The sequence below is a fragment of the Saccharopolyspora sp. MMCC62 genome (assembly GCF_057736575.1).
In genome coordinates this window covers 581,197-600,138 of sequence record NZ_JBYKCM010000001.1, presented here as the reverse complement: position 1 = coordinate 600,138, position 18,942 = coordinate 581,197, and the positions used below count along the sequence as shown (strand labels likewise).

General features: G+C 72.4%; 18 protein-coding genes. 11 read left to right on the top strand and 7 right to left on the bottom strand.

What is annotated here, in order from left to right:
- Nucleotides 1–55 precede the first annotated feature (55 nt).
- Both ahcY and AC29IT_RS02745 read left to right on the top strand, forming a co-directional pair.
- Nucleotides 56–1,516 carry an adenosylhomocysteinase gene (ahcY, locus tag AC29IT_RS02750; RefSeq protein WP_488217691.1) on the top strand — a complete coding sequence of 487 codons (1,461 nt, stop codon included), beginning with the start codon at nucleotides 56–58 and terminating at the stop codon, nucleotides 1,514–1,516.
- A 222-nt stretch (nucleotides 1,517–1,738) separates the two neighbouring features.
- Complete coding sequence (locus AC29IT_RS02745) at nucleotides 1,739–2,632, top strand: mycobacterial-type methylenetetrahydrofolate reductase (RefSeq protein WP_488217690.1); 894 nt, start codon at nucleotides 1,739–1,741, stop codon at nucleotides 2,630–2,632.
- Between the two features lie 482 nt (nucleotides 2,633–3,114).
- Here the strand turns inward: AC29IT_RS02745 and mmuM are convergent, their stop codons facing one another.
- Together mmuM and AC29IT_RS02735 are read right to left on the bottom strand one after the other, a co-directional pair.
- Nucleotides 3,115–4,044: a homocysteine S-methyltransferase gene (mmuM, locus tag AC29IT_RS02740; RefSeq protein ID WP_358442533.1), complete on the bottom strand. Its 930-nt coding sequence runs from the start codon at nucleotides 4,042–4,044 to the stop codon at nucleotides 3,115–3,117.
- A gap of 54 nt (nucleotides 4,045–4,098) precedes the next feature.
- A complete protein-coding gene (locus AC29IT_RS02735; RefSeq protein ID WP_358442536.1) occupies nucleotides 4,099–4,323 on the bottom strand; it encodes a hypothetical protein in 225 nt (74 codons plus the stop codon).
- Between the two features lie 180 nt (nucleotides 4,324–4,503).
- Between AC29IT_RS02735 and AC29IT_RS02730 the strand changes: the two genes are divergently transcribed.
- The 7 genes from AC29IT_RS02730 (at nucleotide 4,504) to AC29IT_RS02700 (ending at nucleotide 8,959) form a co-directional block, all read left to right on the top strand.
- On the top strand, nucleotides 4,504–4,935 hold the full coding sequence (locus AC29IT_RS02730) for a helix-turn-helix transcriptional regulator (protein ID WP_488217689.1): 432 nt from the start codon (nucleotides 4,504–4,506) through the stop codon (nucleotides 4,933–4,935).
- Nucleotides 4,830–5,312 (top strand): DUF5753 domain-containing protein, encoded by a 483-nt coding sequence (locus AC29IT_RS02725; RefSeq protein WP_358442538.1) that lies wholly within the window; start codon nucleotides 4,830–4,832, stop codon nucleotides 5,310–5,312. Before AC29IT_RS02730 ends, AC29IT_RS02725 begins: the two co-directional genes overlap by 106 nt.
- Nucleotides 5,312–5,497, top strand: coding sequence for a DUF397 domain-containing protein (locus tag AC29IT_RS02720; protein WP_358442541.1), 186 nt, complete (start codon nucleotides 5,312–5,314; stop codon nucleotides 5,495–5,497). The genes AC29IT_RS02725 and AC29IT_RS02720 overlap by 1 nt, the downstream gene beginning before the upstream one ends.
- 95 nt (nucleotides 5,498–5,592) lie before the next feature.
- Nucleotides 5,593–5,778 carry a DUF397 domain-containing protein gene (locus AC29IT_RS02715; RefSeq protein WP_358442544.1) on the top strand — a complete coding sequence of 62 codons (186 nt, stop codon included), beginning with the start codon at nucleotides 5,593–5,595 and terminating at the stop codon, nucleotides 5,776–5,778.
- 63 nt (nucleotides 5,779–5,841) lie between these two features.
- Nucleotides 5,842–6,834 (top strand): phosphatidylinositol-specific phospholipase C, encoded by a 993-nt coding sequence (locus tag AC29IT_RS02710; RefSeq protein ID WP_358442547.1) that lies wholly within the window; start codon nucleotides 5,842–5,844, stop codon nucleotides 6,832–6,834.
- Between the two features lie 163 nt (nucleotides 6,835–6,997).
- A complete protein-coding gene (locus AC29IT_RS02705) occupies nucleotides 6,998–7,189 on the top strand; it encodes a DUF397 domain-containing protein (RefSeq protein WP_358442549.1) in 192 nt (63 codons plus the stop codon).
- Nucleotides 7,190–7,570: 381 nt separating this feature from the next.
- Nucleotides 7,571–8,959 (top strand): FAD-binding oxidoreductase, encoded by a 1,389-nt coding sequence (locus AC29IT_RS02700; protein WP_488217688.1) that lies wholly within the window; start codon nucleotides 7,571–7,573, stop codon nucleotides 8,957–8,959.
- A gap of 350 nt (nucleotides 8,960–9,309) precedes the next feature.
- Here the strand turns inward: AC29IT_RS02700 and AC29IT_RS02695 are convergent, their stop codons facing one another.
- The 5 genes from AC29IT_RS02695 to AC29IT_RS02675 all read right to left on the bottom strand — a co-directional run bounded on the left by AC29IT_RS02695 (nucleotide 9,310) and on the right by AC29IT_RS02675 (nucleotide 16,596).
- A complete protein-coding gene (locus AC29IT_RS02695; protein WP_488217687.1) occupies nucleotides 9,310–11,517 on the bottom strand; it encodes a thiamine pyrophosphate-dependent enzyme in 2,208 nt (735 codons plus the stop codon).
- The gene (locus tag AC29IT_RS02690) at nucleotides 11,501–12,583 is read right to left on the bottom strand and encodes a LysR family transcriptional regulator (RefSeq protein WP_358442557.1); all 1,083 of its coding nucleotides are present in this window, start codon (nucleotides 12,581–12,583) and stop codon (nucleotides 11,501–11,503) included. Before AC29IT_RS02690 ends, AC29IT_RS02695 begins: the two co-directional genes overlap by 17 nt.
- A 5-nt stretch (nucleotides 12,584–12,588) precedes the next feature.
- Nucleotides 12,589–13,764, bottom strand: coding sequence for a Glu/Leu/Phe/Val family dehydrogenase (locus AC29IT_RS02685; protein ID WP_358442560.1), 1,176 nt, complete (start codon nucleotides 13,762–13,764; stop codon nucleotides 12,589–12,591).
- Nucleotides 13,765–13,879: 115 nt separating this feature from the next.
- Nucleotides 13,880–15,022 (bottom strand): NAD(P)/FAD-dependent oxidoreductase, encoded by a 1,143-nt coding sequence (locus tag AC29IT_RS02680; protein ID WP_358442563.1) that lies wholly within the window; start codon nucleotides 15,020–15,022, stop codon nucleotides 13,880–13,882.
- Nucleotides 15,019–16,596, bottom strand: a complete 1,578-nt coding sequence (locus tag AC29IT_RS02675) for an aldehyde dehydrogenase family protein (protein ID WP_358442565.1) — start codon at nucleotides 16,594–16,596, stop codon at nucleotides 15,019–15,021. The genes AC29IT_RS02680 and AC29IT_RS02675 overlap by 4 nt, the downstream gene beginning before the upstream one ends.
- 604 nt (nucleotides 16,597–17,200) lie before the next feature.
- On the opposite strand from AC29IT_RS02675, the gene AC29IT_RS02670 reads away from it, so the two are divergent.
- Nucleotides 17,201–18,145 (top strand): ornithine cyclodeaminase family protein, encoded by a 945-nt coding sequence (locus tag AC29IT_RS02670; protein WP_488217686.1) that lies wholly within the window; start codon nucleotides 17,201–17,203, stop codon nucleotides 18,143–18,145.
- 9 nt (nucleotides 18,146–18,154) lie between these two features.
- Complete coding sequence (locus AC29IT_RS02665; RefSeq protein ID WP_488217685.1) at nucleotides 18,155–18,940, top strand: serine hydrolase; 786 nt, start codon at nucleotides 18,155–18,157, stop codon at nucleotides 18,938–18,940.
- The last annotated feature ends 2 nt before the right edge of the window (nucleotides 18,941–18,942 follow it).

Genomic DNA, 18,942 nt, shown 5'->3' with positions numbered 1-18,942 from the left:
GGGAAAGCGCCCTGACAGGGATGAAACCCGAGCAGGGAACTCTAGAAAGGAAATCATGAGCGCGAAGCTGCAGAAGGCCAACGGCATCGAGTTCGCCGTCGCCGACCTGAGCCTGGCCGAGGCCGGCAGGCACCAGATCCGGCTGGCCGAGCACGAGATGCCCGGTCTGATGGCCACTCGCCGGGAGTACGCGGACTCCAAGCCGCTCAAGGGCGCCCGGATCGCGGGTTCGCTGCACATGACCGTGCAGACCGCGGTGCTCATCGAGACCCTGGTCGAGCTCGGCGCCGAGGTGCGCTGGGTGTCCTGCAACATCTTCTCCACCCAGGACGAGGCCGCGGCCGCGGTCGTCGTCGGCAAGAACGGCACCCCGGACAAGCCCGCGGGCGTCCCGGTCTTCGCCTGGAAGGGCGAGACCCTCGAGGACTACTGGTGGTGCACCGACCAGCTGTGGGAGTTCGGCGACGGCAAGGTCGCCAACATGATCCTCGACGACGGCGGCGACGCCACCCTGCTCGTGCACAAGGGCGTCGAGTTCGAGGCCGCCGGTGCGGTCCCGCAGGCCACCGAGGACGACCCGGACGAGTTCAAGGTCGTCCTGGAGACGCTGCGCAACAGCCTGGCGAAGAGCAAGGACCGCTTCACCAAGCTCGCCGCCGAGATCAAGGGCGTCACCGAGGAGACCACCACCGGCGTGCACAAGCTCTACGAGCTGGTGAAGACCGGTGAGCTGCTGTTCCCGGCGATCAACGTCAACGACTCGGTCACCAAGTCGAAGTTCGACAACAAGTACGGCTGCCGCCACTCCCTGGTCGACGGCATCAACCGCGCCACCGACACGCTCATCGGCGGCAAGGTCGCCGTGATCGCCGGGTTCGGCGACGTCGGCAAGGGCTCCGCGGACTCGCTGCGCGGCCAGGGCGCCCGGGTGATCATCACCGAGATCGACCCGATCTGCGCGCTGCAGGCGGCGATGGAGGGCTACGAGGTCAAGACCCTCGACGACGTCGTCGAGATCGCCGACATCTTCGTCACCACGACCGGCAACTTCAACATCATCACCGCCGACCACATGGCGAAGATGAAGCACCAGGCCATCGTGGGCAACATCGGCCACTTCGACAACGAGATCGACATGGCCGGCCTGGAGAAGACCCCGGGCATCAAGAAGGTCGAGATCAAGCCGCAGGTGCACGAGTTCACCTTCGCCGACGGCCACTCCATCCTGGTGCTGTCCGAGGGCCGGCTGCTCAACCTGGGCAACGCCACCGGGCACCCGAGCTTCGTCATGTCCAACTCGTTCACCAACCAGACCCTGGCGCAGATCGAGCTGTGGACGAAGCCCGGCGAGTACGCCAAGGACGTCTTCGTGCTGCCGAAGCACCTGGACGAGAAGGTCGCCCGGCTGCACCTGGACGCCCTCGGCGTCAAGCTCACCACGCTGACCAAGGCGCAGGCCGAGTACATCGGTGTCGACGTGGACGGCCCGTACAAGCCGGAGCACTACCGGTACTGATCCGCCGCACCGCGGACCAGCCCCGCGTGGGCGCCACCGCCCGGACCTCGTCCCGGGCGGTGGCGGCCCCCGCCTGCCACGACAAGACCCGTCGAGGGGTCGGTGCCCTCCCGCTCCCGTCCCTCGAACCCGATTTCCGGTCGCGCGGTCCGAACGCGCCCGGCCTCCGACAGGGCCGGGCGGTTCGCGAGGACCGGCGAGGAAGGAAGGCCTGAGGCCGACATGGACACGATCGCACTCGAACTGGCACCGCCCGACCTCGACGGTGGACACGAGAAGGCCGTGGCGGAAGGCCGCAAGGTGGCCGAGAACAGCCGCGCCGCCGGGCTCGCCGACCGCATCGGGCACCTGATGATCCCGGGCATCATCGCCGAGGACGACGACCGTCCGATCGAGATGAAGCCGAAGATGGACGTCATCGACTTCTGGAACGCGGTGCGCCCCGAGATCGGCGATGTGAAGGGGCTGTGCACCCAGGTCACCGCCTTCCTCGACGAGCAGCAGCTCGGCGACCGGCTGGTGGACCTGCGCAAGGCGGGCATGGAGGGCATCGCGTTCGTCGGCGTGCCCCGCACCATGTCCGAGGGAGAGGGCGGCGGGGTGCCGCCCACCGACGCGCTCGCCAAGTTCCAGGACGTGGTGCCCAACCGCGGTTCCATCCTCATCCCGACCCGCGAGGGCGAGCACGGCCGGTTCAACTTCAAGTGCGAGCGCGGCGCGAACTACGGCATGACGCAGCTGCTGTACTCGGACGCCATCGTCGGCTTCCTGCGGGAATTCGCCGAGAAGACGCCGCACCGGCCGGAGATCCTGCTCTCGTTCGGCTTCGTGCCGGGCGTGGAGGCCAAGCGCGGGCTCATCGACTGGCTCATCCAGGACCCGGGCAATCCGGCGGTGGAGGCCGAGCAGCGGTTCGTCGCCTCGATCACCGGCCTGTCCTTCGAGGAGCGCAAGCGCAAGCTGCTCGACCTGTACAAGAGCGTCATCGACGGCGTGGCCGGGCTCGGGTTCCCGCTGAGCCTGCACCTGGAAGCGCCGTACGGGTACTCGAAGCCCGCGTTCGAGGTGTTCGCCGAGATGGTCGACTACTGGGCCCCGGCCCAGCGGGCGGCCTGAGGTTCCCTTCTAGCGCAGTGCTCGGGTGGCGGAACCTCGGCGTCCGCCTCGCCGCGGGATCGTTGTCACCGGTGGCTTCGCCACGGGAGGAACGCAGTCCTCGCGAGCAGGGCGCCGAGAACCCGGCGGGTGGTCCGGTCGCTCTGGTGGTCGGCGGCTCAGCGGCTTCGCCGCTGCCCAGGCACGGGCACGACCCGCCGGGCGGGTTCGAAGGCAGGTGTCGGCGTCGTCCTCGCGCTGTGATCGTTCACTCCGCCGCAACGGAGAAACGCCGTCCGCGCGGGGAGGATGTCGAGAACCGGCGGGTGGTCTTGCCGCTCCGGCGGTCGCTGGTTCAGCTGCTTCGCCGCTGACGGGGCAACGGACGAGAACGGTGGCGCGGGCTTGATGCCTGGTCGCGCGCCACTCCGGGACCGGCGTTCGGCGCCGCGCACCGAACGGGCCGCCCGGCCACTCCCTTGGGCCGGGCGGCCCGTTCTCGTTCAGCGCAGGTGACCGGCGATCGCCGCGATGTCCGCGGGCGCCACCCGGCAGCAGCCGCCGACCAGCGCGGCCCCGTCGGCGACCCACCGGCCCACCAGCGCCGGGTCGAACCGGGAGGTGCCGGTCCACCGCTGGTGCACCGCGTCCCAGCCCTCACCGCTGTTCGGGTACACCACCACCGGTTTGCCGGTGACCTCCCGCGCCACCGGCACCGCGCGCGTCGCGTCGGCGGGGGAGCAGCAGTTCACCCCGACCGCGAGCACGTCGTCCCGGCCCGCCACGACCGCGAACGCCTCCTCCAGGGACTGGCCGGCGCGGGTCCGCTCCCCGGAGATCGTGTACGACAACCACGCCGGGACGCCCAGCCCGTCCAGCGCCTCCAGCTGCGCCGCCGCCTCGTCGGCGTCCGGCACCGTCTCCAGGGCGAACAGGTCCGGCGCGGCCTCGGCGAAGACCTCCATCCGCCTGCGGTGGAACGCCACCAGCTCCCGGTGCCCCAGCCCGTAGCGGCCGCGGTACTCGGAACCGTCCGCCAGCATCGCCCCGTACGGTCCCACCGAGGCGGCCACGAACCGGCCGGTGCGGTGCGCCGCGGTCTTGCCGACCCGCTCCGGCACCGGCGCCAGGTGCGCGGCCTCCTGCGCGAGCTCCACGCTGCGCCGCATCAGCTCGGCCGCCTGCTCCCGGCCGATGCCGTGCGCCGCGAAACCCTCGAAGCTCGCCTGGTACCCGGCGGACTTCGCGACCTCCGCCCCCGCGGCGAAGAAGTCCTCGTGCGTGGCCACGATGTCCTCCGGCGCGTCCACCAGGTAGCGCGCCGACCACAACCCGCCGGACAGGTCCGCGCCCCGCGCCTCCAGCGCCGTCGCCAGCCCGCCGTCCAAGATCCGCGGGCCGTCCGCGACCAGCTCGTCCACCCCGACACCCATACGGGCAAGGTAATCCTTCCGGCGCTGGTCCTCCCGCCGCCCACGCCGTGCCTCTCACCAGGTGGGCTGCAACCCCTCCGCCACGTCGGACTGCTCGGCGCGCATCAGCTCGTGCAGGTAGAACGCTCGGTCGGCCGGCTCACCGAGCTGCGCCGTGGTCAGCTCGATCGCCGCCTCCCCCTGCCACAGCGCCACCGAACGCGGTGTCGCGACGCTCAGCACCACCTCCGCGCTCGCCGGATCCACCCCTGCCGGAATGCGCCATCCCTCGTTCGCCACGTCCGCTCCTCATGATCAACCGATTGCGTGAAGCGCACGCTGGAAGGCTTCCGGCCGGCACGGCAACCGGTTGCGAATCGGGGTGGGAATCGCGGGTGTATCAGCTGTTTCACGAAGTGTGCCAACGGAATGCGCGGAATCGGAGGTAGGCCGGTGCGGCGGGGGAGCAAGGTGCGTCAGGTGGGGCTGGGCGCGGATCTGCGCAAGGCCCGCGAGGAATGCCGGATGTCCACCCGATCGGTGGCCGAACGGATCGGTGTCTCGCACACCTCCATCGCCCGCACCGAACTCGGGACGCGGACACCGGAGCCGGAAGAGGTCATCGCCCTGTGCGCCGTGTACGGCATCATCGGAAGGCGCCGCGACCAGCTGATCGAGCAGGTGGACGGCACCGACTTCAGCACCGCCTGGTTGGCGACCGGACCCGCGACCGCGCAGCAGATCACCAGTTTGGTGGCGCTGGAGACGAGGGCTTCGGAGATCACCGATGTCTCCCTCGGGCTGGTGTGCCGGGACTGCTGCAGACACCCGAGTACGCCCGCGCCGTCATCGGAACCGGGAACGATGCCGAATGGCTGCTGTCGACGAGGCCGGCCCGGCAGGCGTTGTTGACCCGGCCGGACGGCCCGTCGGTCCGCTTCCTCGTCGACGAGTTCGCGCTGCGCCGAGTGATCGGCGGGAATACGGCCACCCGCCACCAGCTCGAGCGCCTGAACCGGGTGCAGGAGAACCCGCGAGTCCGAATTCAGGTCGTGCCGCGCGATGCGGGGATCCACGCCGGTCTGGACGGTGCTTTCGTCGTGCTCGAGTTCCCGGCGCGCGAACCCCACGTGTACGTCGAAGCGCGTCGGGTCGGGCTCTTCCTGACTCGTCCCCAGGACGTTGAACCCTTCATCCGCGGAGTGGAAGATATCGACTCGAAAGCGCTGTGCGAGCAGAGCTCTGCGAAGCTCATCCGGCGGATCTGCGAGGAACTGGGCGAAGTCTGATGGCTGAGGTGTGGCGCAAGAGCACCCGTAGCGGCTCCAACGGCAACTGCGTCGAAGTGGCCATCGCCCCCGCCGAGACCCGGGTGCGGGACTCCAAGGAACCCGGCGGGGCGTGGCTGCGGATTCCGGCGGCGCGGTGGCGTGGATTCCTGACTGCGGTGGTGAGCGGGCGCTTCGGCGGGTGAGCCCTTTCCGGCTGGTCTGCTCGACGTCGAAGATGTCGTGTTGAACGGCGACCGATCCGCCGAGTTGATCTCATCCAGCGAGGAGGGGTTGTCCGATGGCACACCGTTGGCGGAAGAGCAGTCACAGCGGATCGAACGGTGACTGCGTCGAGGTGGCGGCCGAGCCTGCCGAGGCGGTCGTGCGGGACTCCAAGGAACCCGGCGGGGCGTGGCTGCGGATTCCGGCGGCGCGGTGGCGTGGATTCCTGACCTCGGTGGTGAGCGGGCGCTTCGGCGGGTGAACGGCCTGGCGGGATGTCGCCAGGAGGGACCGGGAGCAGCGGTGGCGGCGCGATCATCGCCGCATGACCACCGCCTCGACCACCGCCCGGATCGCCGTCACGTTCGCCGCGGCGCTCGCCGTGACCCTCGTGCCCGCGGGGACCGCGCAGGCCGCCACGGCCTACTGCGAATCCCTCACCGACGCCTCGCACCCGGACTGGATGGGTGCGCTGCCCGACGACACCAGCCTCGCCGCGCTGTCCATCCCCGGCACCCACGACACGCTCTCGCTGCACGGCGGGGACATCACCCAGACCCAGGAGGACCACGGCGACAGCGCGGAAACGCTCACCGCGCAGCTCGACGCCGGGGTCCGCGCCATCGACATCCGGGTGCGGAAGGTGGACGACCTGTTCACCATCCACCACGGCACCTTCTACCAGAACGCCAACTTCGCCGACGTGCTCGCCAAGGCCGACGGTTTCCTCGCCGCGCACCCCGGCGAGACGATCGTGCTGCGGCTCAAGGCCGAGTGCACCGGCGACATCGGGTCCTGCACCGACGAGAACAGCAGCAAGGACACCGCCGAGATCCTCGACTGGTACCGGGACAACGACCCGAACGGCGGGCGGCTGCTCAACCCCGCCGACGACGGCATGCCCGACCTCGGTTCGGTGCGCGGCAAGATCGTGCTCGGCTCGCTGCAGGAAGCGCAGGGCGGGCTCGTCGACGGGTACGGGCTGTCCCAGTTCACCAACGACAACTGGGGCGACTACGTCCAGGACGAGTACCAGGTGCCCACCATCGGCGACATCGAGACCAAGTGGAACCACGTGCGCGACCACTGGGACAAGACGAACGACGCCGATTCCGGCGAGATGTTCTGGAACTTCAGCAGCGGATCCAGCCTCGGTGCCAACCCGAAGACCGTGGCCTGCGGCACCGGCGACATCCGCGGCGTCAACGACCACGCGCTCGGCCACCTCGCGGACAACGACGTGCCGCGCACCGGGGTCGTGCTGATGGACTTCCCCGGCGGGGAGCTCATCGACCGGATCATCGACCGCAACTCCTGACGCGGCCGCCGCGCCCGACTGCCTCGTTCGCGCGCACGCGCCGCGCGAACGGGGCAGCACGCATGATCGCTCGCCGTGCGGTGTTACTGCAGGTGCCCACTGGAATCCGCCGTCGCAGCAACGAAGATGGACGTGTCACCCGCCTCCAGCAGAGAGGGCCGGCATGCCCGAGAAATGGCTTCGCAGCAGCCGCAGCGGCTCGGTCGGCAACTGCATCGAGGTCGCGCGCTGCGCTGATGTCACCCTCATCCGCGACTCCAAGCAGCCGCACGGCGCGCGGCTGCGGGTCTCCCCGGAACGCTGGCGAGGATTCCTGGACCTCGTCGGCTCCGACCACTGGCGCCACCACCCCTGACCCGACCGCCGCAACCACCGCGCCACCCCAGGTGAGCGACCCGGTCGCCCGCCGGCAACGGTCCGATGGGCCGTTCGCCCGGTGCTGGCGCGCGGTGGGCAGGTGCACGGCCGGTCGGGCTGGAGGGACCATCGGCCGGGCTCGGGGCACGGTCGGTCGGGCTGGGGGGCGAGGGACCATCGCTCGGGCTCGGGGCGAGGAACCGTCGGTCGGCTCGAGGGACGGTCGATCCGGCTCGGGGAGCGTGCGGGCGAGTCGCTCACCTGCGGCGGGATGAGGTGACGGCCATGGGGAGACCATGATCGCGTTTTCCGGAACGGTGCTGGGTGGTGTCGCTGCACCGGGTTAACGTGGGGGAAGTCAGGTGAGAACGGAGGCGTGATGGACACGGAGAGCACGCTCGCGGCGCTGCGGGCACGGGTACCGGAACAGCGGTTGGTGACCGACCCGGACTCCGTCGGCCGCTACGCCCACGACGAGGCCGAGTGGGCCCCGCACGGCACCCCCGCCGCCGTCGTGCGGCCGGAGAGCACCGACGACGTCGTCGCCGTCGTGCAGGTCTGCCACGAACTCGGCGTCCCCGTGGTGCCGCGCGGCGCGGGCACCGGCCTCTCCGGCGGTGCGAACGCCCTCGACGGCTGCGTGCTGATCTCCTTCGAGCGGATGAACCGGATCCTCGAGATCAACCCGCGGGAACAGCTCGCCGTCACCCAGCCCGGCGTCGTCAACGACGACTTCCGGGCCGCCTGCCGCGAGCACGGTGCCTGGTACCCGCCGGACCCGGCCAGCTCGCCCTGGTCGACCATCGGCGGCAACGTCGCCACCAACGCCGGTGGCGTGTGCTGCGTGAAGTACGGCGTCACCCGGGACTACGTGCTCGGCCTCGAAGCCGTCGTCGGCAGCGGCGAGGTCGTGCGGCTCGGGCGGCGCACCGCGAAGGGCGTCACCGGCTACGACCTGTGCGGGCTGTTCGTCGGCTCCGAAGGCACCCTCGGCATCATCACCGAGATCACCGTGAAGCTGCTGCCCGGGGTGCGCGCCCCGGAACGCACCGTCGTCGGCTACTTCGACTCGCTCGTCGCCGCCGGAGAGGCCGTGGCCGCCGTCGCCGCCTCCGGGGTGGTGCCGTCCGCGCTGGAGCTGCTCGACCGGCACTGCCTGCGCGCCGTGGACCAGTGGAAGAACATGGGGCTCAGCGACGAAGCCGAAGTGCTGCTGCTCGGCCGTTCCGACACCCCCGGTGAAGCTGGTGAGCAGGAGGTCGCCGCGCTCGTCGAATGCTTCGAGAAGGGCGGAGCCACCTTCAGCGCCGCCTCCACCGACCAGCACGAGGCCGACGCCCTGTTCGCCGCGCGCAGGCTGGCCTACCCGGCGCTGGAACGGCTCGGCCCGCTGCTCACCGAAGACGTGTGCGTGCCGCGCGCCCTGGTGCCGGACATGCTGGCGAAGGTCGAGGCGGCCGCGCAGCGGCACGACACGCTCATCGCGAACATCGCGCACGCCGGGGACGGCAACCTGCATCCGCTGATCATCACCCCGGCCGGGGACGATGCGGCGCGGGCTCGGGCGCAGCGCGCGTTCGACGACATCGTCGCCGACGCCATCGCCCTCGGCGGCACGGTCAGCGGCGAGCACGGCATCGGGCTGCTCAAGCGGGCGGGCTTGCACGACGAGCTCGGGCCCACCGTCGTCGGCATGCACCACGCGGTGAAGAACGGCCTCGACCCGGCGGGGATCTTCAACCCGGGCAAGGTCTTCGGCACGGATTGAGCCGCTCGTTCGCTCCGAGCGGGGGCGGGTGTCGGAACCTCAGCGGTTCCCCCGCTGCGGGATCGTTCTCACCGGGTGACTCCGCCACACAGCAGTGTCCTTGCGAGAGTTCCGCTGAGAACCCGCGGCAGCGCAGGTTGCGTGCCGGGTCGTTGTTCAGCGGCTTCGCCGCTGACCTGAATCGGACGAGAACGCTGCGCGGGTTCGGAGCTCGGCGGTGCGCGCGGGTTGTGGTCGTGCTCGTCGGGACAGTGGCCGTGCTGTGGGCGAGGTCCGGCCTCGGGCACTCGGTCGGACCGCGCTCATCTTCTGCCGTAGCGCGGGTCTTCTGCCGGTGCGGGCGCGGATGATCATCTCGGCCGCTTCCGGAGCAGATCGCGGGCGGCGTCCTCCACGGTCCGCTCGTCCAGCAGCACGTGCCCCGCGGCGGCGCCGAGCGGGATGAAGCTGTCCGCACTGGTCACCCGGGCGATCGGGCCGGTGAAACCGCCGTCGACGAGCGCGGTCACCACCGGTTCGGAGACGCCTCCGCTGCGCCGGGTCTCGTCCACCACCAGCACCCGCCCGGTCGCCCGGGCGGCGGCGAGCATGTCCGCGGCCGGCAGCGGGCTCAGCCAGCGCAGGTCCAGCACCCGCACACCGGCACCCTCGCGTCGCAGCCGCCGCGCCACCCGCAAGCACCGGGGCAGCCCGTTCCCGAAGGTCACCAGGGTCAGTTCCCCGCCGTCGCCGTGCGTGCGGGCCCGGCCGATCGGCACGTGCTCCTCGGTCGGCGATGGATAGCGCGCGCGCCAGCCGTCGTCGCCGGGCTCGTGCAGGTCGCGCTCGTGGTAGAGCGCGATCGGTTCGAGGAACGCGCACACCCGTCCGTCCTCGCGGGCCGCCGCCACGCAGGTGCGCAGCATCGCCGCGGCGTCCTCCGGCCGGGACGGGGAGGCCACCACCAGACCGGGGATGTCGCGCAGCGCCGCCACCGAGTTGTCGTTGTGGAAGTGGCCGCCGAACCCCTTCTGGTAGCCGTAGCCCGCGATGCGCACCACCATCGGGTTGCGGAACCTGCCGTCGGAGAAGAACCCCAGCGTCGCCGCCTCACCCCGCAGCTGGTCCGCCGCGTTGTGCAGGTAGGCGAGGTACTGGATCTCCGGGATCGGCAGCATCCCCGCCAGCCCGCTGCCGAGCGCCGTGCCGAGGATGCTCTGCTCGTCGAGCAGGGTGTCGAACACGCGCAGCCCGCCGAAGGCGCGGCGCAGCCCCCGCGTCACGCCGTACACCCCGCCCTTGGCCCCGACGTCCTCGCCGAACACCAGCACCCCGGGGTCGCCGGCCAGCGCGTCCGCCAGCCCGCGGTTGATCGACTCGGCGAGGGTGAGCGGCCCTTCCGATTCCGGTGGCGTGGTGCCGAAGTGCGCCGCGCGCCCCGGCTCGGCACGGGTCGCCCGGTCCCGCACCGCGGCCGGGTGCGCCGGGGCGATCGCGGCCATCACCTCGGCCCGGTCGGCGAGCTTCGGCCGGGACAGCACCTGTTCGGTGGTGCGGGCGACCTCGGTGCGCACGGCTTCGTAGCGCCCGAGCACCGCGTCGGGGGAGAGGACGCCGCGGCGCACCAACGCGACGGCGGTGGCCAGCAGCGGATCCCGCGCGTGGTCGGCGAGGATCTCGGATCTGGTGCGGTAGCCCGATTCGACGTCGGAACCGGCGTGCCCCATCAGCCGGACGGTGCGCAGGTGCAGCAGCGCGGGACGCCGGTGCACCCGCACCCAGTCCGCGAGCTCGGCCGCGATCTCCAGGCAGCGCACCGGATCGGCCCCGTCCGAAGTGGAGTAGCGCAACGCAGGGTGTCGTGCCGAAGTGATCCAGTCCGGTGGGGTGCGCACGCTGATGCCGAGCCCGTTGTCCTCGCACACCAGCAGCAGCGGCACCGGCAGGCCCTGGTGCGCGGTGTGCGCGGCGGCGTTGATCGCGCCGAGCGCGGTGGAGTGGTTCGCGGAGGCGTCGCCGAAGCTGCTCACCACCACCGAGTCCGCCGGCCACTCGGAACCCACCCCGAGCCGCTCGGCGCGGCCCAGTGCGAACGCCAGCCCGGTGGCCCGCGGCAGGTGCGAGGCGATCGTCGAGGTCTGCGGGACGATCCCCAGTTCGCCGTGCCCGAACACCTTGTGCCTGCCCGCCGAGATCGGTTCCTCCGCGGAGGCGACGACGCCGAGCAGCACGTCCCGCAGCGCGTCGTGCCCCGGCACCTGCGCGGCGCGGCGCAGGTAGAACGCCCCGGACCGGTAGTGCAGCAGCGCCGGATCGGTCGGGCGCAGCGCCGCCGCGACCGCGGCGTTCGATTCGTGCCCGCTGGAACCGATGCTGTAGAAGCCGAGCTTGCGGCGCCCCAGCGAGCGTGCGGCGAAGTCCAGGTGCCTGCTGCCCGCCTGCGCGTCGAACAGGTCCAGCAACGCGGCGTCCGACGCCGGTCCCGCACCGGGGGAGGACGGGCCGCCCGGCGGGAGTGCCGCGACCGCGGTGCGGAAGTCCTCGTCGATCTGCTCGACCGGTTCACCGTCGGGGTTCATGATCACTCCGTTCCGCGCTCGCACCGACCACGGGCCCGGCATCGGTGCCCGCCACCGGTTCGGTGCCGTGCCACCGCAGGTCGACCGGCCCGTCCGGCGGGACGCCGGGTTCCAGCCCGGGTTCCGCGCCTTCGGGCCACACGGGGAATGCGCCTTCGCCCGCCCAGCGCTCGGTGAGCTCCGCGCCTGCCCGGTGCAGGCAGTCCAGCGCGATCGGCAGCAGCGGGTTGGTGTTCTCCTTGCGGTACAGCACCCGCACCCGCCGCTGCGGCTGCCGTCCGGCGATGCGGGTGATGCGCACCGAGGCCGCACCGAGCGCGAGGCCGGGCAACATCGCCACGCCCATGCCGCGGGCCACCAGGTCCCGGATCACCGAGTAGTCGTTGCTGCGGAACGTGATCCGCGGGACGAACCCGCTGGCGGCCGCCAGCCGCACCAGGGAACGGGCCCCCGAGGTGTCCCGGCGGGTGCAGATCCACGGTTCGTCCGCCAGTTCGTGCAGCGGAATCTCCGCCGCGGCCGTCAGCCGGTGCCCGGCGGGCAGCACCAGCCGCATCGGCTCGGCCACCACCTCGTCCACCCGCAGTTCCGGCGGCCACTGGCGCGGGTCCAGGTCGTACTCGAACACCACCGCGGCGTCGAGGACGCCGTCGAGGACGCTGTCCACCACCTCGTCCGGCTCGCCCTCGTCGAGCTGCAGTTCCGCGTGCGGGCGCCGTTCGAGCACCGACGCCAGCACGCCCGGCAGGATGCGGGCGTTGGCGGTGGCGAACCCGGCGAGCCGCAGGCTGCCCTCCTCGCCGCTGACCATCGCCCGCACCTCGCGTTCGAGGGATTCGAGCGCCCCCAGCGCGTCCCGGCTGCGTTCGGTGAGCCGGACGGCGAGTGCGGTGCAGCGGGCGCTGCGCGCCGAGCGCTCGAACAGCGGTGCCCCGACGGCGCGTTCCAGCAGCGCCATCTGCTGGGACACCGCCGAAGCGGTGTAGCCCAGCACTCGGCCCGCCTCCGCGAAGGAGCCGGTGCGCACGCATTCCTGCAGGGTTCGCAGGTGGATCGGGTTGAGCACCGCGATCAGCCACCCGCCCCGATCGGTTCCGGCTCGACCCGCGCGGACCGCCCGCGCAGCTCCATCGCCGCCCGCACCCGGTCCTGGGCGAGGTCGAGCGCGGCGGTGCGCGGATCGACGCCGCGGTCCTGGGCGGAGCGCAGCACGAGCGCGGCGTTGTTCCGGCAGCGTTCGGCGACCTCGTCGAGGATCCGGTCCGCGGCGGGCCGGAACGCGGAGCGGCGCGCGTCCATCGCGAACCCGGCGGCGATGGCGCCCCCGGCGTTGGCGATGAAGTCGGGCACCACGGTGATCCCGCGCTCCGCCAGCACCGCGCGGCCGCCGGGCGTGGTCGGCAGGTTGGCGCCCTCGACCACGAGCCCGGCGCGGACCTCGGCGGCGAGGCCCTCGCCGAGCACGTCCTGCCCGGCGGCGGGCACCAGGACGTCGCAGTCGACGAGCAGCTCGGCGCCGCGGTCCAGCCGCTTGACCGCGGGGGCGTCGAGCACGCACCTATCGCCCTGCTCGGCGCGCCGCGCCAGCCACCACGGCACGTCCAGCCCGTCCGGGTCGTGCACCCCGCCGTCCACCGTGGACAGCGCGACCACCTGCGCGCCGAGTTCGTGCAACCGGCGGGCCGCGGCGGCGCCGACCGCGCCGAAGCCCTGGATCGCCACCCGCGCCCCGGCGAGCGGCTGTCCGCGCAGCGCGAGCGCCGCGTCGAGGGCCGCGACGACGCCGTGCCCGGTGACGCCGAGCTCGTCGTAGGGCACCCCGCCCAGCACCTCGGGCACCCCGACGGCGGCACCGCGGTCGCCGAGCTCGTCCTGGATGATCGCGGCGTCCCGCTCGGTCATGCCCATGTCCAGGCCTGCCACGTAGCTGGCGGGGATCTGGTCGGCGAGCTTGCGGGCGAACGCGCGCACCACGCGTTCCTTGTCCGGCCCGGACGGGTCCGCCACGATGCCGGCCTTCGCGCCGCCGTGGAACAGGTCGGCCGCGGCCCACTTCCACGTCATCACCCTGGCGAGCCGCGCGATCTCGGTGACCGTCACGGCGGGGCTCATCCGGATGCCGCCCTTCCCGGTGCCGCGGGCGGTGTTGTCCACCACGAGCACCCCGCGCATCCCGGTGCGGGAGTCGGAGACGCAGACGATCTTCTCCGGTCCCCATTCGTCGATCGACTGCAACGGATCGTTCACGGCTGCCTCCAGCGGGATGTCGTTCCTCGTCGCGCGAGGGGATCGGTGGCGGAACCGCAGCGGCGGCACCGCTGGCGGGGTGAAGGCGGGAACGCGGAGCGGGAACCAGACCGGCTCAGACGAGGTTGCGTTCCGGGCGGTGCTCGTCGCGGGCGAAGCGGTCCAGGCCGAGCCCGCTGACGTCGACCGGTGGTGGCCGGTCCAGCACCAGGTCGCGGACCACCTCGCCGACGGCCGGGCTCTGCAGGAACCCATGTCCGGAGAACCCGGTCGCGTAGCTGAATCCGCGCACCTCGGCGGACGAGCCGATCAGCGCGTTGTGGTCGGGACTGAGCTCGTAGAGCCCGGCCCAGCGGTGCGCCGCCCCCAGCGAGGCCAGCGCCGGAGCCCGCCGCGCCACCGTGTCGGCGAGCAGTTCGAGCCAGCCGTCGTCGAGGTGCGGCTCGGCGCTGTCCACCGGGTCCGGCATGCCCATCAGCAGGCCCGGGCCTTCCTCGTGGAAGTAGAAGCCGGTGCCGAAGTCGATGGTGAACGGCAGGCGGTCCGGCAATCCGGGCGCGGGTTCGGTGACCAGGATCTGCCGCCGCAGCGGCCGGACCGGGACCTCCACGCCCGCCATCGCCCCGACCGCGGCCGACCAGGCACCGGCCGCGCACACCACCGCGGAGGTGGCGACCGGACCCGCCGCGGTGCGCACCCCGGTGACCGCGCCGCCGGTAACCTCGATGCCGGTCACCGCGCAGTGCCGCAGGACGGTGGCGCCGCAGCGACGCGCCCCGGCGGCGTAGCCCTGCACCACGCCGTCCGGGGTGCAGTGCCCGTCGGTGGGGGAGAAGGCGCCGGCGAGGATCCCGTCGACGGACACCGGTGGGGAGAGCTCGCCCGCCTCCCGAGCGGTGAGCATCCGGCTGGGGACGCCGCACTCGTTCTGCAGCCGCACGGACTCCTCGAACGCGGCCACGTCCGCCGGATCGGAGAGCAGGAACAGGTACCCGTGCCTGCGCAGGTCGATGTTGCCGCCGGGGCGTTCGGCGAAGCGTGCGAAGGCGCGCAGGCTGCGCGCGCCGAGCTCGATGTTCACCGGGTCGGAGAACTGCGCCCGCACCCCGCCCGCCGCCTTGCCGGTGCTGCCGGAGCCGAGTTCGCCGCGTTCCAGCAGGAGCACGTCCGCGCCCGCTTCGGCGAGGTGGAAGGCGATGGAGGTGCCCATCGCCCCGCCACCGATCACGACGACCTCGGCCCGGCCCGGCGGGGTCACTCGGTGCCGCCCAGCTCGGGCGGCAACCGGTAGCCGCGGTCCGGCTCGACGGTGGCCACGTCCATCTGGGCCTTCTGCAGCTTGCCGGAGAAGTCCCAGTTCAACGACTGCCACCGGGTGAACTGGTCGAGCACCCAGATGCCGGACTGCCTGCTGCCGTTCCCGGACCGGCCGTTCCCGCCGAACGGCAGGTGCGCCTCGGCGCCGGAGGTCGAGTTGTTCACGCTGACCATGCCCGCCCGGGTGCCCTGCCGGAACCGGAAGGCGGTGGCCGGATCGGTGGTGTAGACGGCCGCGGAGAGCCCGTAGCCGGGCGCGTCGCCGAGCTCGATCGCCTCGTCCAGGCTGTCGAAGGTGCTGACGCCGACGATCGGCCCGAAGGTCTCCTGGGCGAACGCGTGGTCTTCGGGACGCAGGCCGTCCAGCAGCACCGGGTGGTAGAACAGCCCGGCTTCCGGGTCGCCGAGGAATCCCGCGCGCGGCGCGTCGGCGCGGATCCGCCCGATGAACTCGGAACCCAGCACCCGGTGGTGGTCCGCGATGGTGTCCAGCACGGCCTCGAAGCCGTCGGCGAACTTCTGGTCGAGCAGTGGCCCGTAGAGCACCTCCTGCGCCGGGTCGCCGATCACCGCGTCGCGCAGCGCCCGGTCGAGTCTGCTGACGAACTCGTCGTGCACGTCCCGGTGCACGATCAGGTTGCCCAGCGAGGTGCAGCGCTGCCCCGCCGTCCCCCAGCCGGAGAACAGCGCGCCCTCCACGGCGAGGTCGAGGTCCGCGTCCGCGGCCACCACCATCGGGTTCTTCCCGCCGAGCTCCAGGCATGGGCTCTGGGTGTACCGGCCGCACAGCTCGCCGACGCGGGAGCCCACCGCGCTGGAGCCGGTGAAGCCCACCTTGTCGACGAGCCCGTCGCGCAGCGCGGACTCCAGCCCCGCGTAGGTGGCCTCGCCGTCGGCGTAGACCAGGTTCAGCACCCCGCGCGGCACACCGGCCCGCCAGGCCATCTCGGCGACGGCGCGGGCGGCCGCGGCCGCGTACTCCGCCGGTTTCCACACCACCGCGTTGCCGCAGAGCAGGGCGGGCACCAGGTACCAGGACGGCACCGCCACCGGGAAGTTGCCCGCGGTGATCACCGCGGCCACGCCCACCGGGACCCGGAAGGTGAACAGCTGCTTGTCCGGCATCTCCGATGGCACCGTCTGCCCGTAGAGCCTGCGGCCCTCGCCGAGGAAGAAGTCGCAGGTGTCGACGATCTCCTGGACCTCGCCGAGCGCTTCGGCGTAGGGCTTGCCGATCTCCCTGGTGACCAGGCGGGCCAGCGATTCCTTGTTGGCCTCGACCAGCCTGCCCAGCTCGGCGATCACCCGGCCGCGCACCGGGGCGGGCACCTGCGCCCACTCGCGCTGCGCGGTGCGGGCTTCCTTCGCTGCGGCGTGCAGGGCGTCCGCTCCGCCGAGTTCGACGCGCGCCACCACGTCGTCCAGCCGTGCGGGGTTGCGGGAGAGGTATTCGCCGGACCCGGCCGCCGCCTCGTGCGCGCCTGCTCCGATCACCGAACTCACCGTCGTCGACACCGTGGTCCACCTCTTCCTCGTGCGTGCTTGCGGTTCCTCGTGCGTACTTGCGGGTGTGCGTGCTCGCGCTCGTGCCGTCGGGACCGCGGGCCGGTGCTGGTCGGCACCGGGCTCGGACCGGCGAAACCTGCGTTCAGCAGAACTCGGGTTCAGCAGGACTCGGTTTCGTCGGGACTCGGGTCGTCAGGACCTGTGCTGGTCAGGAGCTGTGCCAGTTAAGACCTGTGCTGGTCAGGAGTTGTGCTGGTTAAGACCTGTGCTGGTCAGGGCCTGGGCTCGTCGGAACCGGTGGTCGCCGAGAACGGTGGTCGTCGGGAACGGGCGGAGCGGGGGAGCCGCCGGGGCGGCCGGACTGCCGGCTGCGGTGCGCGACCGGGCGTGGAACTCACGGTAACCGCGCAAGCGTTCGAACATCGAGCATCAGAAGAGTGATTTCCTGGCGAACTGAGCAACAGCGATGCTGATGCTCAGCAAGATCGCCGCGCACGACCACCGGACGTGCCCTGCGCCAGGTCGGGGCCCGCGGACCCCGCACCCGAACCCCGTTCCGGTCGCCACCGCGCGGTGTGCCAGGTTGCAGGGGGAGAAGCGCACCGGAGGAACGATGACCGACCTGATGTGGACCGACGCGGACGTGACCGCGGCCCTGGACCTCGACACCGCGATCCGCTCGCAGCGGACCGCGTTCGAGGCGCTCGCCGACGGCCGCGCCCGGCTCGCCCCGAAGGTGTCGGTGCCCAGCGGCACCGGCACCGCGCTGAGCTACCTGGGCACCGTCTCGCCCGAGCACGGCGCGGTGGCCAAGCTCGTCTCGGTGCACCCGGGCAACGCCGAGCTGGGCCTGCCGGTGATCTCCGGAACCCTGCTCGTCCTCGACGCCCGCACCGGCGCACCCCGCGCGGTCATGGCGGGCACCGCGCTCACCGAGCTGCGCACCGCGGCGGGCAGCGCGGTCGCCGTCGACGCCCTCGCCCCCGCGTCGGCCGCCGACCTCGCGGTGCTCGGCTCCGGCGTGCAGGCCCGCGCGCACGTGCGCGCCATCGCCCGCGTCCGGGAGCTGCGCACCGTCCGCGTGCACGGCCGGAACCGGCCGCGGCGGGAGGCGCTCGCCGCCGAGCTCGCCGCCGAACTCGGGCTCGACGTGCGGCCGGCGGACACCGCGGAGCAGGCCGTGCGCGGCGCCTCGATCATCGCCACCTGCACGCTGAGCACCGAGCCGGTCGTGGCCACCGACCTGCTGGAGCCCGGCGCCACGGTGGTGTCGGTGGGATCCTTCGAACCGCACCGCCACGAGGTCGACGCGGAACTCGTGCGGCGCGCGGGCGCGGTCGTCGTCGACGACGTGGACACCGCCGCAGGCCACGCCGGGCCGATCGTGCGCGCGCTGCGCGACGGCGACCTGGACCGGGAACGGCTGCGCTCGCTCGGCGAGGTGCTCACCGGGCGCGTTCCGGGCCGGGCCGAGACGGCGGACCTGGTGTTCTACAACAGCGTGGGCGTGGGGGTGCAGGACGCCGCCGCCGCGCACGCCGTGATCGGCACGCTCTAGGGGGCGCGGATGGGGTTCGCACGGCGGTTGGAGCACTCGCTGGCCGCGGCGAGTCGGGACTTCCCGGGCCGCCTCGGGTTCGCCGCGTGGGACCTGCGCGAGCGGGTGCCGGTGCTCAGCGGCGCCGACCGCGAGGTGCACCCGGCGAGCACCATCAAGGTGCTGGTCATGATCAGCGCGTTGCAGCAAGTCCACATTGGACGATCCACTCTGGACGAATCAGTGCCGATTCCCGTGGAACGAGCGGGAGGTTCCGGCGTGCTCCGCGAACTGTCCGGAGTGGACCGGCTCGCGCTCCGCGACCTGATCGCGCTGATGATCGTGATCAGCGACAACGCCGCGACCAACGCGGTGATCGATGCCGTGGGCTTCCCGGCGATCGCCCGCTGCGCCGCCGAGCTGGGCTGCACGTCCACCAGGGTCGAACGGCGGCTGATGGACGTGCACGCCCCCGGGCGGAACGCGACCAGCGCCCACGACCAGGCGCGCATCCTGGACCGGTTGGCCACCGGCCGCGCGCTGCCGCCGGAGCTCACCGAGCACGCCCTGCGCGTGCTGTCCCGGCAGCAGGTCCGCGACCGCCTGCCCGCGCTGCTGCCGGAGGGCGCGCGCTGCTGGAACAAGACCGGGGAGATCGCGCACGCCCGGCACGACGTGGCGCTGATCGGCGACCACCGGCCGCGCGCGGTGGTGGCGGTGCTGGTGGACGAGCTCGCCGACGAGCGGGCCGCGCACCGCCTCGCCTGCGACCGCATCGCCGAGCTCGGTCTCCGGGTGTTCCGCGCGCTGGGCTGAAG